Source organism: Sutcliffiella horikoshii (genome assembly GCF_008180725.1).
Lineage (GTDB): Bacteria > Bacillota > Bacilli > Bacillales > Bacillaceae_I > Sutcliffiella_A > Sutcliffiella_A horikoshii_B.
The window spans coordinates 489,627-506,089 of record NZ_VTEV01000003.1 but is presented as its reverse complement, the minus strand read 5'-3'; the positions used below and the strand labels follow the sequence as shown (position 1 = coordinate 506,089).

At 41.1% G+C, this 16,463-nt stretch carries 13 protein-coding genes; 9 read left to right on the top strand and 4 right to left on the bottom strand.

All coding sequences use genetic code 11. The annotated features are described in order from the left end of the window. Positions 1–86: 86 nt before the first annotated feature. Both trmB and FZC76_RS09325 read left to right on the top strand, forming a co-directional pair. Positions 87–728 (top strand): tRNA (guanosine(46)-N7)-methyltransferase TrmB, encoded by a 642-nt coding sequence (gene trmB / locus FZC76_RS09330; RefSeq protein WP_148987942.1) that lies wholly within the window; start codon positions 87–89, stop codon positions 726–728. A gap of 478 nt (positions 729–1,206) precedes the next feature. Further along, positions 1,207–2,055 carry a YtnP family quorum-quenching lactonase gene (locus FZC76_RS09325; protein ID WP_148987941.1) on the top strand — a complete coding sequence of 283 codons (849 nt, stop codon included), beginning with the start codon at positions 1,207–1,209 and terminating at the stop codon, positions 2,053–2,055. A gap of 37 nt (positions 2,056–2,092) precedes the next feature. On the opposite strand, the gene FZC76_RS09320 is transcribed toward FZC76_RS09325, so the two are convergent. Then, complete coding sequence (locus FZC76_RS09320; protein WP_148987940.1) at positions 2,093–2,404, bottom strand: PepSY domain-containing protein; 312 nt, start codon at positions 2,402–2,404, stop codon at positions 2,093–2,095. Between the two features lie 245 nt (positions 2,405–2,649). Between FZC76_RS09320 and FZC76_RS09315 the strand changes: the two genes are divergently transcribed. Beyond that, positions 2,650–3,720, top strand: a complete 1,071-nt coding sequence (locus tag FZC76_RS09315) for a M42 family metallopeptidase (protein ID WP_148987939.1) — start codon at positions 2,650–2,652, stop codon at positions 3,718–3,720. Between the two features lie 67 nt (positions 3,721–3,787). Beyond that, on the top strand, positions 3,788–4,324 hold the full coding sequence (locus FZC76_RS09310) for a DUF84 family protein (RefSeq protein ID WP_148987938.1): 537 nt from the start codon (positions 3,788–3,790) through the stop codon (positions 4,322–4,324). 11 nt (positions 4,325–4,335) lie between these two features. Here the strand turns inward: FZC76_RS09310 and FZC76_RS09305 are convergent, their stop codons facing one another. Beyond that, complete coding sequence (locus tag FZC76_RS09305; RefSeq protein ID WP_148987937.1) at positions 4,336–4,776, bottom strand: YtoQ family protein; 441 nt, start codon at positions 4,774–4,776, stop codon at positions 4,336–4,338. Positions 4,777–4,952: 176 nt separating this feature from the next. Here FZC76_RS09305 and FZC76_RS22980 point away from each other — a divergent pair, with 176 nt between their 5' ends. Then, entirely contained in the window at positions 4,953–5,471 is a 519-nt protein-coding gene (locus FZC76_RS22980) for a hypothetical protein (RefSeq protein WP_187442008.1), read from the top strand. A 470-nt stretch (positions 5,472–5,941) separates the two neighbouring features. On the opposite strand, the gene FZC76_RS09295 is transcribed toward FZC76_RS22980, so the two are convergent. Further along, complete coding sequence (locus tag FZC76_RS09295) at positions 5,942–8,095, bottom strand: methyl-accepting chemotaxis protein (RefSeq protein WP_148987935.1); 2,154 nt, start codon at positions 8,093–8,095, stop codon at positions 5,942–5,944. A 205-nt stretch (positions 8,096–8,300) separates the two neighbouring features. Here FZC76_RS09295 and FZC76_RS09290 point away from each other — a divergent pair, with 205 nt between their 5' ends. Both FZC76_RS09290 and FZC76_RS09285 read left to right on the top strand, forming a co-directional pair. Next, complete coding sequence (locus FZC76_RS09290; RefSeq protein ID WP_148987934.1) at positions 8,301–9,314, top strand: PTS transporter subunit IIC; 1,014 nt, start codon at positions 8,301–8,303, stop codon at positions 9,312–9,314. 7 nt (positions 9,315–9,321) lie between these two features. Further along, on the top strand, positions 9,322–9,633 hold the full coding sequence (locus FZC76_RS09285) for a thioredoxin family protein (RefSeq protein ID WP_060664732.1): 312 nt from the start codon (positions 9,322–9,324) through the stop codon (positions 9,631–9,633). Between the two features lie 58 nt (positions 9,634–9,691). Here the strand turns inward: FZC76_RS09285 and FZC76_RS09280 are convergent, their stop codons facing one another. After that, positions 9,692–14,077, bottom strand: coding sequence for a S8 family peptidase (locus tag FZC76_RS09280; RefSeq protein WP_148987933.1), 4,386 nt, complete (start codon positions 14,075–14,077; stop codon positions 9,692–9,694). Between the two features lie 660 nt (positions 14,078–14,737). Between FZC76_RS09280 and FZC76_RS09275 the strand changes: the two genes are divergently transcribed. Together FZC76_RS09275 and ytpR are read left to right on the top strand one after the other, a co-directional pair. Continuing rightward, positions 14,738–15,547: a DUF1444 domain-containing protein gene (locus FZC76_RS09275; RefSeq protein WP_148987932.1), complete on the top strand. Its 810-nt coding sequence runs from the start codon at positions 14,738–14,740 to the stop codon at positions 15,545–15,547. 296 nt (positions 15,548–15,843) lie between these two features. Further along, positions 15,844–16,455 (top strand): YtpR family tRNA-binding protein, encoded by a 612-nt coding sequence (gene ytpR, locus FZC76_RS09270; RefSeq protein ID WP_187442018.1) that lies wholly within the window; start codon positions 15,844–15,846, stop codon positions 16,453–16,455. The last annotated feature ends 8 nt before the right edge of the window (positions 16,456–16,463 follow it).

Here is a 16,463-nt window from a genome sequence, read left to right as displayed (position 1 = left end):
TACACGACAAAAGAATCGGTCCATCGCGATCGGTTTTTTTCTGTCATCGACTATAAACTAATAAAACACCGAGGTGACCAAACGACATGAGATTCAGAAACAAACCATGGGCAGCAGATTTTATTGCCGATAATTCCTATTACTGCATTCCAGATCCTGAAAGCAAAAAAGGGAAGTGGAGTGAAATTTTCGGAAATGACAACCCGATCCACATTGAAGTGGGAACGGGAAAAGGAACATTTGTTACGGAAATGGCAAAAGCTAATCCTTCCATAAATTATATCGGCATAGAATTATTTGAAAGTGTTATTGTAAAAGCATTGGAAAAAGCAGTAGCAGCTGATATTCCAAACGTCAAACTGTTAAATGTCAATGCACAAAAGCTATCTGAATATTTTGAGGCCGGTGAAGTGGACAGAGTTTATTTGAACTTTTCTGATCCATGGCCAAAAACCCGACATGAAAAGAGAAGGTTAACCTACAAAGGGTTCTTGGACCTGTATAATGAAGTACTGGTTCCACAAGGTGAAATTCACTTTAAAACAGATAACCGTGGACTTTTTGAGTATTCGTTGATGAGCTTTTCTGAGTATGGGTTATTATTGAAATATGTTAGTCTAGACCTTCATAATAGTGAGTTTGAAGGCAATATCATGACGGAATACGAGGAGAAGTTTTCTAGCAAGGGATTCCCTATTTATCGTTGTGAGGTAAAATATCCAGAATGAATAAATGGCGAAGCGTCCTTTTCTTTTAGTGGAAGGGCGCTTTTTTGTTGTTTAGTGGTTGATTTCTTATTAAGAACCTTCGACTTCCTACGAGAGCCTGACTGGCGCTGAAGACCAACCTGTGGAAACGTTGGAGACATAGCTTTAGGGCATCAACAGCCTCATTAAACAAGTAAGAAGAATAATGAAGACAATCTCATATTAATATTTATGACGAAATTGTCTTCATAAAGTGAATGAAGACAATCTCAGGCTGGACTTTACTATAAAATTGTCTTCATAGGGTAGATGAAGACAATGTCAGCTTAGATTTTGTTCCGGAATTGTCTTCATAAGGTGGATGAAGTCTATATTAAACTTGATAAGGCGATGAGATTATTTTCTTGAAATTGATACGCCAGTAAGTTCGCGAAAAGTTCTCTTTTTTTGATACAATAAAGACATACATAAAAATTGTACAAAGAGGGAGATGGCTGATATGGAAACGCTAACATTCGGTAAGTGGAAGCTGACTTGGTTAAACGGTGGAGTAACGCATCTAGACGGTGGTGCAATGTTCGGAGTGGTCCCGAAGGCTCTATGGTCAAAAAGGTATCCTGTGAATGACAAAAATCAGATAGAGCTTAGAACGGATCCTATTCTTGTTCAAACAGAGGAACGCAATATTCTAATTGAAGCAGGACTTGGGAAGGGGAAGCTCTCTGAAAAACAAAGAAGAAACTATGGTGCAACGGAAGAGTCGTCGGTGGAGGAAGATCTACACAAAATTGGGTTGACACCAGAAGACATAGACACCGTCATTATGACTCATCTTCATTTTGACCATGTATGTGGACTGACCAAATGGGATGCAGAAAAAAACAAGTACGCATCTGTATTTCCAAATGCAACCATATATGCCACAGAGGTTGAATGGAATGAAATGAGAAACCCTAATATACGTTCAAGAAATACGTATTGGGAGATGAATTGGCAAGGAATTGAAGATCAGGTAAAAACATTTCAAGGTGAGACAACCATCATCAATGGGATAAAAATGATACATACCGGCGGACATAGTGATGGACATGCCATCATTGAAATGACACAAGGGGAGGAAAGCCTTATTCATATGGCAGATCTCATGCCTACCCACGCCCATTCCCCGTCCTTATGGGTCCTTGCCTATGATGATTTTCCAATGACGTCAATAGAAGCGAAAGAGAAGTGGATTAAAGAGGGAATAAGAAGGAATGCGTGGTTTACCTTTTATCATGATGCATTTTACCGTGCAGTAAAATGGAATGAATCCTTTGAAATACACGAAAAAATAGAACGGATAAGATAAAAAAGACCTGGCAGCTTTTTAGCTGCCAGGCATGAGTTCATTTTAATTGACTAACATCCAATATGACTCCCGTATTCTTGTCGACAATAAATTCATATTGCTCCAAGACGTCCTCTATTCTACGAGAAATTCCACCTCTGTAGATGGAGTAGGACATATCATTTCGAATAATCGTTTCCGGCACCATCTGGATCCAGGAGCCATCAACAGGGCCTCGCTTTTTAAAAGCTTCCTTGGCAATTTTTAACGCTTTTTCAGGTTTTATGGCTTGCTGCTTTGATGCTTCCGTAAAAAGATATGCGGCTGCTGCACCAATTCCAGCACCAATTAGTAGTGCTTTCCATTTCATTTCGTATCATCCTTCCATATATCATACTCGTTTTCTAAGTAAGCCTTTTCAAATGGGAGTAGCTGATGAGTTGAATTGATTCTGCCTATCTTACTAATAGTATAACTTGTAAAACAAATAAATGTCATGCTAAAGCTGGAAACAATAGAGAAAGTTCGATACAATATAGTTAAAATATTTCGATAATCTAACGAAATATAAAAGATCATTCTACATATAGGTTTTGATAAAAGGAGCTGACTTAGTTGAATCAGGAAACATTGACTTTATTTAAAACATTAACGGAGCTGCAAGGGGCACCTGGCTTTGAACATGATGTGCGCCGCTTTATGCGCAGTGAATTGGAAAAGTACTCAGATGAAGTGGTCCAAGACCGACTTGGTGGTATATTTGGAGTGAAAAAAGGCGACGAAACTGGCCCAACAGTCATGGTCGCAGGCCACATGGATGAAGTCGGCTTTATGGTCACTTCCATTACAGAAAACGGAATGTTAAGATTCCAAACACTTGGCGGCTGGTGGAGCCAAGTCTTGCTTGCTCAACGTGTGCAAGTAATGACAGACAATGGTCCAGTTATTGGTGTTATTGGATCGATTCCTCCGCATCTTTTAGATGAAGCAAAACGCGCCAAGCCAATGGACATTAAAAATATGTTAATCGATATCGGTGCCGACAATAAAGAAGACGCAATTAACATCGGCATCAAACCAGGCCAACAGATTGTGCCTATCTGCCCGTTCACACCCATGGCAAATGAGAAGAAGATTCTGGCTAAAGCTTGGGATAACCGTTATGGCTGCGGACTTGCCGTTGAACTATTGAAAGATCTTCAAGGTGAAACATTACCAAATATCCTTTACTCAGGAGCTACGGTTCAGGAAGAAGTAGGTTTACGTGGAGCACAGACAGCTGCTAACATGATTAAGCCTGATATTTTCTTTGCGCTTGACGCTTCACCTGCAAACGATATGACTGGAGATAAGAAAGAATTCGGCCATTTAGGCAAAGGTGCATTATTGCGTATTTATGATCGCTCTATGGTAACTCACACTGGTATGAGAGATTTTGTCTTGGATACGGCTGAATCTAACAGCATTCCTTATCAATATTTTATCTCTCAAGGTGGCACAGACGCCGGTCGTGTCCACACATCCAATGAGGGAGTTCCTTCAGCGGTAGTGGGAATTTGTTCACGATATATTCACACACACGCTTCCATGGTTCATGTGGATGATTATGCCGCGGCAAGAGAGCTCATTGTCAAACTTGTAAAATCTGCGGACCAGTCCACAGTAGACTCCATTAGAAGCAGATAATTATATTATATTTGGGAAGCGATGGGGATCCCCATCGTTTTTCTTTTAATTGAAAGGTGAGATTAAGATGAAAGTGGTAGTCGGTTCAAGAAACCCAGCAAAATACAAGGCTGTGCATAATGCAATGAGAGAGCTTGAGATGGAAGCTGAAACAATTAACCTAGAGGTAGAATCTGGTGTAAGTAAACAACCCATGACAGATCAAGAAACGATTGAAGGGGCATTGCATCGTGCGAGAGGAGCTCTAAAAGAAATAGAAGATGCCGACTTTGCCATCGGACTTGAAGGTGGCGTGGTTCTTGATTCCACACCATCCGCTAGTGTAATGGTCTGTAATTGGGGGGCTCTAGTTGCTAAAGATGGTATGGAATACATAGCTGGTGGTGCCAGAATACCTCTTCCTGATGCTTTTAAACAGGAGATTTTAACAGGTAAAGAGCTGGGTGACATAATGGATGAGTACTGTCAGCGAAAAGACATTAGGAAACATGAAGGAGCATTGGGAATTTTCACAGAAGGTGCTGTTTCAAGGATAGAAATGTTCCAACATGTTAGTAAGCTATTGATTGGACAATGGATATATAATGAGAAAAAGCAGGCTTAAGGAGCCTGCTTCTATTCTAATACATAGGTAAGTACTTTTAAGGCTTGGTTGACTGTTTCTACGGTTACATTTGCTTTATTAGATAACTCTTTTAACGGATGATGAAGGTTTTCCGGACGAATTAAAATAAGCGGTTTTTGTAGACTAATGGCGGCACTTGCGTCCATCGCAGTGTTCCATTGTTTATATTTCTCTCCGAATAGGGCGATAACAAGGTCAGATTTTTTCATTAAGAGTTCCGTACGAAGATTATTGATTTGAGATGCGGATTCATCTTTTGCAATAGAGCTAGGCTGTGTACCCATAATCGCTTCTCCTATGTTGTCTGAGCGCTCGTGGTCTGTCATTGGTCCTACAAACTGTAAAGGAAGATCCAGTGCTTGTGCTTTGTCTATTAATTCTTCTCTCCAATTAGTATGGATCTCACCAGCAAGGTAAACAGTAAATTTCATTACAATCCCTCCAAATAGTACCTCTTGTTATTTACCTATTTTCTAGTCTATCATAAAATAGGGGAATTAAGTGACAATTCCAACTTATCCTTGTCAAGGGTGAAGATTTATAGGTATGATAAGTTTGGTGTGTATTTTCTGGTCTTATTGTACTTGTACTAAAAGGAGTGGAGAGTTTGACATTTGGAAGAGCCATTATTTCTATTTTATTTTTATCATTACTATTTTTAACAGGTTGCTCTGTGTCTATTGAAGACGCCGCACAAAAATCTGTTGATACTTTTGAGGACACATTTAAAGCGCAACCACTAGATACTTCTGAGGATACAGATATATTTGCTTATCATTTACCCACTGGGTTTACCATTGATTCGGAATCGGAGAACAATATTGTTCTTACAGAGGACGAACAAACTTACCTTTTGTTTGTAAACCCATTTGAACCAAAAGATTCAGAGGTATTATATGATTCTACAAAAGTGAATCTCTCTGATATATTAGTAGATCATACCGTACCTGATGAAGGTCGTTTAGGTTACTTGCTGGTTTCTCCTGTTGATGGGGAAGAGGAAGAGCTTTACGAAGTGACAGTGGGCTTGGGTGGAGTAAAAATGACAACGGTAACAGAAACGGGCAATATGGAAGCTAGTACGAAGAGCATGATGGAGATTATTTCTTCTGTGAAAATTAAATAAGTGTGAGTAAAGATTACGAAGGGGAAACCTGGAGTAATCTTTTTTTAAAAGATAAGAAAGCAGATAATCCAGTTGATTTCCGTTCCAGGCGCTTCGCTTGCCTGCGGGCGGTCCGTGAGCCTCACTCCGTTGCGGGGTCTCACCTGTCCCTTCCTCCCGCGGGCGTCTACGCGCCTTCCACTTCAATCAAAGGTTTCTTCATTAAACATAAGGTTTATAATTAGGTATTTGAGTTAACTGAAAGAATGAACTCTATTGTTCTTGTTATTTCTAGCTGTGGATTGGAGCAAGAGGCGAAGACTCCTGAGGGAGATAGCGCTAGGTGGAGACCCCACAGGCGTAGCCGAGGAGGCTCCAGCAGGGCCCCTAGGAAAGCGAAGCCATTTGCGGAAAGGAACAGCGGGTTTTAACTGAGCCTCTAATAAATGAAAAAGGTTTGCCTCCGTGAAGAAGGCAAACCTTTTTTACATTTATTTATTTTCTTTTTCTTCAGTTTGTTCAATAGAGGCAGCTGCTTCTTGGTGTATCCAGTTTTCTTTTTGAGTTTCTTCGTCATCGTAATGGTAAGAAACGGTGTCTTCTTCTAATTCCTCGTACTGTAGGTTTTCATCTGTGTGGTCAGACTCTTCTACTGAAAGTTCTTTCTCATCTTCCACCGTAAACTGACTGACTTCTTCTTGAAGTTCAATGGCTATATCCGATAGGGAGATAGCTGCTTCGTTCACTTGTTCAATAGCGACTATTTGGTGTTCGCTCGAAGCACTTACCTGTTCTGAAGTTGCGGCTGCCTCTTCGGAAATATAATGGACTTCTGATAGTTTTTCTTCAAGCTGCTTGTTTGATTCTGTTACATGTACAATTGCTTCCTGCACATCGTCTACCTTATTGTTAATCTCCATAACATTTCCGGCAATTTTTTCAAAAGAGGTTTTCGTTTGATTTACCGACTCCTGTTGGAGATCCCTGTATTCGTTAAATTGTAGGGCGTCATCTGAAAGCTTACCCATTTGCTTGCCCATTTCTGTTACTAGCTTTTTAATAGACAACGCTTCATGCTTGGAGCGTTCAGCCAATTTTCTAACCTCTTGTGCAACCACGGCAAAACCACGACCAGCGTCCCCTGCACGAGCTGATTCAATGGCAGCATTAAGTGCAAGCAGGTCTGTGTTTTCGGCGATTTCCTGAATGGTAGCGACAATAGAATTAATTTGTTGCGACTGTTTTGTAGCTTGTTGCACACGTTCCGTTAGGTGGTTGGCCAGATTAAGAAATTGTTCAGAAGAGTTATATAAATCCTTTACTACTGTTAGCCCGTCTTCTCCCATTGTTCTTGCATGATCGGCCTTACTCTTAATATCTATACTTAACTGATTCGCCTGTTCTACTGCGGCCTTTACTCGCTTTAGGATTTCTGTACTTTCATCGAGATGAAGTGCCTGTTCACTTGAACCTATGGCTACTTGTTTGATGGCTTCGTTCACTTCTGTGGACTGAGCGGTCGTCTCTTCAGAAATTGCAGCAAGGTTTTGGGAAGAGGATTGAAGCTTATCAGTCGCTTCCATAACTTTTAAAAGTGAAATCTGTACCTTTTCAGCCATACTATTAAATGTTATTGCTAAGTCAGCCATTTCATCTTTCGTTGTAATTGGTACTCTGTAAGCAAAATTGCCTTCTCCGATCTTGGATGCACCATCTTTTAACGAACGAATAGAAGAAGCTATTTTTCTATTTAGGAAATAGCCTGTAGAACTTAAAAACACTAATAATAGCCCGCTTATTATTAAGGTTAGCAACATAATGGTCTGAAGCTTGCGATTTGATTCCTCTTGAAGACTTGATTGTACGTCCATCACCGCAGCTTCCACTTCATTTACGCTTTGTTCAACCCCATTACTGATTTCTTCAAAACTTCTTATAAAGCCGTATGAAGAGTTGTAGTTATTATAAAGGTTAGTCATTGACTGTACATAAGGATTGTAGAGCTCCAATAGACCATTTTTTTGTGAATCTGGCAAATCGGTTGCGTCCAATTGCTCCTTAAATGTCTCAGCACTTTTCATGAAATCTCTAAATCTTGCTTCCTGTTTTGTCGCCATATATTGTTGTTCAAAAAGGCGAAGGTTCATAAGTGTAGCATTCAGATCCTCGCGATTGGCACCTCGTACATTAATAACCAAATTTCGGATGACACCGTTCATTTCCCCTTGAAGCCCCGTAAACTCTGTATAACCTATCTCTTTATACAGCTCTTCTAAAGGGACAAATTCGTTCATATAATCGGAAGCTGCTGTTTCAATTTGTGCAAACCGACTAGCAATTTCTTCATATTCTGCGAACTGCTTCTGCATTTCTGCTGCTTCCTGCTTAATGTTTTCAAGGTTTTCCTTCATGACGGCGGAAGTTTCGTCACTTGGCACCCGTAAGAACTCCTGCTCATTTTTCCTAGTGTCTGAGAAACCGAATTTTATTTCTTTACTACCATTCACAGCTTCAAATAGAGCGGCTTCTTGCTCTTTTGCGTTGGATTGCGTAAAGTAGAAAAAGAAATTAAATAGCAATACGATGATGAGCCCTGTAATGGCAGTCAATAAAATAAATCTAACTCTACCTCTAATTGTTTTCATGTTACCCCCCTAAAACATAAAAGACTTTCGAATTTTATATGTTTTGTTAAAAGTCTGATATTTTAAAGTAATTATAGACATAATTCTACAAAATCCACAACAACCTTTTAACAAAAGCTAGAATATTCTACTAGTATATATCGACTATGTTTCGGTATTATTAATGTAATAGAGGTAGGAAAAATAAAAAGGAATGAGTGAGAATATGAAATCTTTTTTACATAAAAAAGGAGTGACCCTTTCTCCAAGGGTGTACTTTATTGATGGCCTGAGTTATATGGCTCTTGGACTCTTCTCCTCGCTTATAATTGGCCTGATTATTAAAACAGTTGGGGATCAAGCAGGCTGGACTTTCTTCACAGATATGGGAATATTGGCAATGAGTATGATGGGTCCGGCAATTGGGGCAGCAGTAGCATATGGCTTGAAAGCGCCTCCTTTAGTGTTGTTTTCTGCACTTATTGCTGGGGCAGCCGGGGCCCAATTAGGAGGACCTGCCGGTAGTTTTGTTGCAGCATTATTGGCTACGGAAGTAGGAAAGATGGTCTCAAAAGAAACAAAAGTGGATATCCTGGTGACGCCTTTTGTAACAATACTCACAGGATTTCTTGTTGCAACCTTTATAGGTCCTCCAATAAATGCCGGGATGAATTCATTAGGATCTGTCATCATGTGGGCCACTGAACAACAGCCTATTGTAATGGGTATCTTAGTAGCCGTATTGATGGGTTGGGCATTAACGGCTCCTATTTCAAGTGCGGCAATTGCTTTGATGTTGGGGCTTGAAGGAATTGCAGCAGGAGCGGCAACAATTGGTTGTGCAGCTCAAATGGTTGGATTTGCTGTTAGCAGTTACCGCGAAAATAAAATGTCTGGGCTATTAGCATTAGGTATTGGAACTTCCATGCTGCAAGTGCCGAATATTATTAAAAATCCAATGATTATTATCCCGCCAACGATTGCGGGAATAATTTTTGCCCCGTTAGGAACGACAATTTTTCAAATGACGAATGTAAAAGAAGGGGCTGGTATGGGGACAAGCGGTTTGGTCGGTCAGATTATGACCTTTGCTTCTATGGGGTTCTCTGTGTCAGTCCTAGTAAAAGTCTTGTTGCTTCACATTTTGGGTCCTGCTGTGGTAAGTTTAGCTGTATCAGAGTGGATGAGAAAGAAATCTTTCATTAAAGAAGGCGACATGAAAATAAATATTGGAGGGTGACGTTTTAATGGAAAAGTTACAATCGATAGAGCAATTCAACCAATTGAAAAGTGAGAAGAATGTTGTGTTTATGTTTTCTGCGGACTGGTGTCCAGATTGCCGTGTCATTGAACCGGTATTGCCTGAAATTATGGAGAAGTTTAATGAGTATACGTTTATTTACGTGGACAGAGACGAGTTTATTGATCTTTGCGCCGAGTTAAGCGTATTTGGAATTCCAAGCTTTGTTGGGTTTAAAAATGGAGAAGAAGCAGGGCGTTTTGTAAGCAAGGATCGTAAAACCCAAGAAGAGATTGAAGCTTTTGTTGCTTCATTATAATTCACAAAGGAGCAGGCAATCACGGTGTCCCGTGGGTTGCCTGCTCCTTTTCAACTACTTAGTTCTTTTTCTTTTTCTTTTTATCTTTTTTACTACCATCATTTCCTTCATTGATGAACAGCTTACCATCTGCAATGGCACGAGTCACATTACCGAAGTCATCAGATACTTTAACCTCGATTTCTGCTCCGCTCGCTACGACGCTAGAAGTTGCAGTCCAATATCCTACATAATAGCCAGGAGATTGTTCCATCAAAGGAAGTTCAACTGCATTGTTTAAATTATAGTTAACATCGTTGCCTTGCATCATCATAGAAGCATTTGTTAATGGCATACGGATAGAGAATGTTGCACGCAGGCCTTCTGCACTGTTAAATTCAATCTTCACAGATTCACCGGCACTTAAGTGCTTATCTTCTTCTGGTTTTAGGTTTGTAATTTCAGGCGCATCATAGTTCGCATAAACCGTTACATCTTGTCTCTTACGGTTGCCAGCTAGGTCCTGAGCAACTACACGGATGTTATTTTCTCCGTTTTCAAGCATTACTCTTAAAGAGTATGTGCCATCCTCAACAGAAGCTTTCTTCCCGTTGACTTTTACAAAATCAAGGTTTTCATCTGCTACTGTACCTGTTACGGTAACCGTTTCACGGTTCGTTTTGGAACCATCTTCAGGACTTGTAATGGCAAGCTCAGGTTTAGCTTTATCAAGAACAACTGTAACAGGTGCAGATTCTTCTGTCACGCCTGTTTCAGTGGAAGATTTAGCCGTTAACACGTTTTCGCCGTTAGCAAGCTCAATATCCACTGCAAACGTTCCTTCTTCAGAAGCTGTAGCAGTTGCAACTTCTTCACCGTTGTTCATTACATGAACCGTTGTTGTCGGGGATGCATTACCTTCCACCGTTACAGTAGATTCATTAGTGAATGTTCCATCGGCAGGAGAAGTAATAGTAGGTGGTGTTACTTCAAAGTTAACCAAAGCACGGATCATGTAGTTTCCTTCTTCTTCAGGAGCAGGAGACCATGCACCACCTACATATTGCCAGCTACGGCCAGCGTTTGGTCCATCTTCGTCAGTTCCAAGTCCAGGAGCATTTGGATTTGGTTGAGACTGGATGTAAACCATGTAGAAGTCTTGTTCTACGATGATTCCATGCGCAGCTAAGTCAACAGTTGTCCATTCGCCTGTACGAAGTGCCGTTCCATCAAATGGTCCAGCAAGCTTGGATCCGGGAGCTCCATCAGTGCCAGATGCATCCCAAACCTCTACTTTAAAGTCTGTACCACCAGGAGTTGGCCATGTAGTATCCCAGAATCGGAATAATCCACCAGTCACCAGAGCACTGTTTTGACCTTCAGGTAGAGACATTTTAACTGCCCAACCGTTTCCGGCATCATAGAATGCGCGGGCATTTTCAGCTGTACCATCGTCATAGCCGATTTCGCCAGGATATCCAATGAATGGGCGTAATTCGATGTCAAGTTCTGTTGTAGCATCTCCTTCAATGGAAATCTCCACATTTTCACTGTAATAAGAAGGAGCCATTACACGTAGCGTGTAGTCGCCTTCATAAGCAGTAATAGAGAAGTTTCCGTTTTCATCAGTTGTTACAGGTGCAATAGCTGCATCCTCAACAAGCATCAATGTTGCGTTGGCAACAGGTTCACCTGTCGCGCTGTTAGTTACAGTACCAGTAACGGTTCCTTGTGCAATTTCGTCTAGTACGAAGTTTGCAACCGCCTCACCGTCTGCAGGGATGTCAACTGTTTGTTGAGCTGGATGATATCCATAAGCTGCAGCTTCTACAGTGAATGTGCCTGCTGCATGTAACATTTCGTATTGTCCGTTTGCAGGGTTTGTGTTAACAGAACGGTTTGTTTCCAATACAGTCACTTGTGCATGTAATGGAAGTGCCGCCGGGTTAACATCTTCTTTCACTGCTTCTTCTTTTTCAGGAGTAGCAACCGGATGGATTTTATCAGGATTTACTTGCTCCTCTTTTACTTCCACTTTCTCTTCTTTCGTAACTTCCAGCTGAGTGGAAGCAGACTCAGTTGCATTAGATTCTGCAGATAATGCTACATCATCAATGTACCAACCTGTACGTACAACACTACCGTCTGTTGTAACGTTGAAACCGATGTAAATACGTTGACCAGCATATGCAGAAAGGTCAACTTCCCTAGCAGTCCAGCTTTCGCTGATACCATCGAAACGCAGAAGTTGAGTCCAGTTCTCTTGGTCTGTAGAAACGAATACATGACCGAAATCGTAACGAGTCTCCAGGTTGAACCAGTTCATGAACTGAAGATATGCACCACTATCTTCAGGTAGGTCGATAGGAGGCATCACAAGTGTCATGTTTGCACGGTTTCCGTAGTTGCCTTCAAGGTTTGTTCCATATACTTTTTCACCGGAGTTTGCCTCAGCCGGACCAGCAGAAGGTACGCCCCATTGCCATGTGTTTTCAGCTCCGAAAGAATACCAGCCCACAGGATCTGTTTCAAAGTCTGTGGAGTATCCAACGGAAATACCAGGTTGAACGCTTACTTCGTACGTATCAGATGTTACTTCGTTGCCACCGAAGTCGACAATGTGAAAGCGGTAAGATACGGATGGTTCACCAATGTCATCACCAGGAATGGATGCTGTGTAAGTAGCGTCATTGTAAGAACCAGATGCACGTTCTGCGGCAAGATCTACCCAATCACCAGCAGTGTTTTGATATTGCAATGTTACAGAAGAAATACTTACATTATCCTGCACATGAATGCTTAAAGGAAGGCTCATACCAGCATACGTTTCAGCAGGTGCTGTATGTTCGAAGGTTGGAGCTTCGCTATCTTCTCCATCCTTTGCAACTTGCCCTTTGATTTTTCCAAGACCGGAAATGATGGAAGAAACAGCATCAAATGCATTGATGATACCATGTCCATATCCGTTGTTTGGAGAGTCAGGGAAGTTGGAATCAGTTCTTGCCGTTGCAGTAGTCATCAAAATTTCCTCGATGTCTGCTACAGTCAGGCTAGAGTTAACCTGCTTTAGTAACGCAACCACACCAGCTACGTGCGGGCTTGCCATGGAAGTACCACTTGCAGCACCATATTCGCTTCCAGGGAAGGAAGAACGAATTCCAACTCCAGGTGCGGATACTTCAGGCTTGATTTCATCATAAGGAGATGGACCTTGTAAAGAGAAGCTAGCAAGATTCATGTTTACATCCGTTGCACCAGTGGCAAAAGATTCCGGATAGTTACCAGGAGTGGAAACTGACCCAGGACCACCAGGGTTTCCGATGCGCGTATTTCCAGCTGCGAATGCAGGGAAGATATCAGCGGCAACCCATGCTTGAACCATTGGACGATACCACTCATCTAAGCCAGGTCCGCCGCCCCAAGAGTTGTTCACAACGTCCGGAGCCATCGCAGGGTTTGGAGTTCCGCTAGCATCTTTTGGAGCTAGAATCCACTCACCAGCTGCAAGAAGGGCAACGTCCGTACCACCGGATGGAGTAAATGCTTTAACGCCAATCCATTTTGCTCCAGGAGCAACCCCAATTTGGTTAGATCCATTTGGCTCAGCACCGACCATTGTACCTGTTACGTGGGTACCGTGACCGTCGTCATCGTAAGGAGTGGACTGGTTTGCCGGAGTAGCGTCAAACCAATTGTACTCATGATCCGCACTACCACCATTGTAGCCACGGTATTTTTCCATTAATGCTGGGTGGTCCCACTGGACACCAGTATCAATGCTTGCGACTACAGTCCCTTGACCGTCAACACCCATTTCCCATGCTTGAGGTGCACCGATTTGAGCAACGCCCCACTCGATGTTCTCAAGATTTGCAGCAGGCTTTTCTTCTACTTCAATTTCAGTTGTCGCAGCTGCCTCTGCTGATGGATCCAACTGACGTACTTCGTTTGGTAGAAGTTTTTCGATTTCTGGGAATCTAGCAAGCTCTTCCATTACTTCTTTCGTAGCAGTAACGGCCATACCGTTTACTACATAGAAGGATTGGATGTCCTTTGCTTTCCCTTCTGCTACCGCTTTTTCAAGATACTCTTTTACATTTGCTTGGGTTTCGATTGATGTTGCTCTTAACTCAGATACAACAGCATTACGCTTCATCAGTTTTTCTTGTCCAGCAGAAGCTTTTTGAACCTTTGCTGCTTTCACAGCTTTAGCAGCTACTGCCTGCGTATCTACCTGTTCTTTAAATTTGATAAGGAAGGTAACTTTTTCCCCATCTTTAGAAAACTGTGTAGATAAACGATCCGTTATTTTACTTGCCATCACTTCTTTAGATTCCCCCAAAGAGACGGAAGCTTTTGTCCCTTGTGCAGAAGCTGTACCAAAGTTAAAGCTTGGGGCGATCAGTAATAAACACATAATGATACTGAATACTCTAGCAAAATTACGCTTGTTCTTCCTACTCATTCAACATCCCCCTTTAAAATGAAATACAAAAAAACCGACGAATCTTCCCCCCTTTTTTTGTTAAGAAAATGTCCACCTGCCACTACGGAAGGTAGAGTCTTTCGCTATGTAGGAGTATCTCGGTGACAATTAAAGATTAATAAAGTGTGTAGAAGAATAGTGTCGAAAAAGAAAGAAAAGTATCAGAATATTCTAAAAATAGTCCGTTGGTTTGAGACAGGTTTTTCATAATAGTAAATTGGTAGAGGTTGGATAAAAAGTGACAAAACGAAGTAAAATTGTTAAAAAATTCTATTTTAAAGGGTTTTCTATTATTTATAGTCTTAAATAACAAGTTGATGGGTAATAGTGGAAATGTCCCAGTGGGTGCAATTAAATGACAACCAATAAAAAAACAAGCAAAATCTACTAGACACCCTATTCCTAAAAGAATAAAGGAAGCCAATATGAGCACTAAGGTTCAGCTAATAAATATGCAATGAAGGTCTTTTGGTGGATAAACGGAAGGTGGAAAGGGGTATCAAGTCTATGTATAGAGAAAAAACGGTGGAACATGGCATGTGGGACATTCTTTCTGTAAAACAGACTTCGACAATTACATTCTTCCATAGATTTGTTGTACAATAAAGGGTAAGCAATGAAGAGAAAGGATTGTTTCTCATGGGAAAAATGACAGTACTACAAATAAAACGATTAATGGAAGAGAAGTTATCCCATCCTAACTGGGTATTTACATATGATCGAGAAAAAGAATCCTTACGAGTGGAGGATAAGGAAACAAAAAAAGGAATCTCTATCGCACTCCAGGGTGTGCTTTCAAAATACGAACAAACAAATGATATAAATGCTATTGAAGAGTATGTGTATTATGTCAAAGAAGCGCTAACAAGCATGAAAATACCTGTACAATTAAATGGTGCTGAACGCCATATTTATCCTGTTATTCGCTCTACTTCATTCCCAACGACAAGTAATGACATTCCGTTGGTTTATGATGAACATACAGCGGAAACAAGAATTTACTACGCAGTAGATTTAGGGAAATCTTATAAGTTGATTGATGAGCAACTTCTTCAAAGAGAAAACTTAACTAAAAATACCATCAAAGAAATGGCCATGTTTAATGTAAGATCGCTTCCGACAAATATGAAAGAAGATGTGGTGGCAGGCAATACCTTTTATTTTGTCCGTTCCAACGATGGTTACGATGCAAGTAGAATATTAAATGATTCATTCTTGGATTCGTTTAAAAAGCAAGTGTCTGGGACGATGACGGTATCTGTTCCCCATCAAGATGTCTTAATACTTTCAGATATTCAAAATGAAGTAGGCTATGACATTCTAGCCGAATTGAACATGAGCTTTTTCGTAAACGGCAAAATTCCAATTACTGCGCTATCCTTCCTTTATGAAGAAGGAGAACTAGAACCAATATTTATCCTAGGAAAAGACAATAAGAAAAGTAAATAAATCTCCCAGGTTGACTGTAGTGCAAGGTGAGAGACTTAAGCACCGTCCTCTGGATAAGCGATTCCCTGGAACGTAAGGAAACCGGAAGTTATAGAGATAACTTAAAGGTAAACAAATCCCCCAGTTGACTGGAGTGCAAGGGGTGAGACTCCAGCGGGGGAGAAACGGTAGCTTGAGACCCCGCAGGCAAAGCCGAGGAGGCTCAAGCACCGTCCCGCGGAAAGCGAACCCCTGAAACGTAAGGAAACTGGAGGTTAAACCTAACCCTAAAAAAAGAAAGGAAGAAAAACATGACCATAAACGTGTACTATAACCAAGAAGGCATAGGTGACACACTACTAATCTACATAAAAGAAATCAATTTAAACAATCGAATGGTAGAAAAAACCGGAGACATTGCGAAGATTATAGATAAAGAAACAAAAGAAATAGCGGGATACAACCTTTTTAACGCATCCCAATATATAGCAGTAGACGACTTCAAAGGCCCAGTCAACCTAACAGAAGACCTAATTGCAAAACTTAATCAAGCCTTAGAGGAAAATGGAGTGAAAGAAACCCTCAATCCTGATCTTAGCCCGAAGTTTGTTGTTGGACATGTGATAGAAAAAGAAAAACATCCAAATGCAGACAAACTAAGTGTATGTAAAGTAGATGTAGGGACAGAAGTACTTCAGATTGTTTGTGGCGCCCCAAATGTAGATAACGGACAATATGTCGTAGTTGCGAAGGTTGGAGCAGTCATGCCTAGTGGACTTGTTATTAGAGATGCAGAACTGCGAGGCGTTGCATCCTCAGGGATGATTTGTTCTGCGAAAGAACTAGACCTTCCAAATGCACCGGCAGAAAAAGGTATCCTTGTTTTAGAAACCGAGAAATATGAGGCGGGCCAACCGTTTTCAGGTTAATTTCGAGA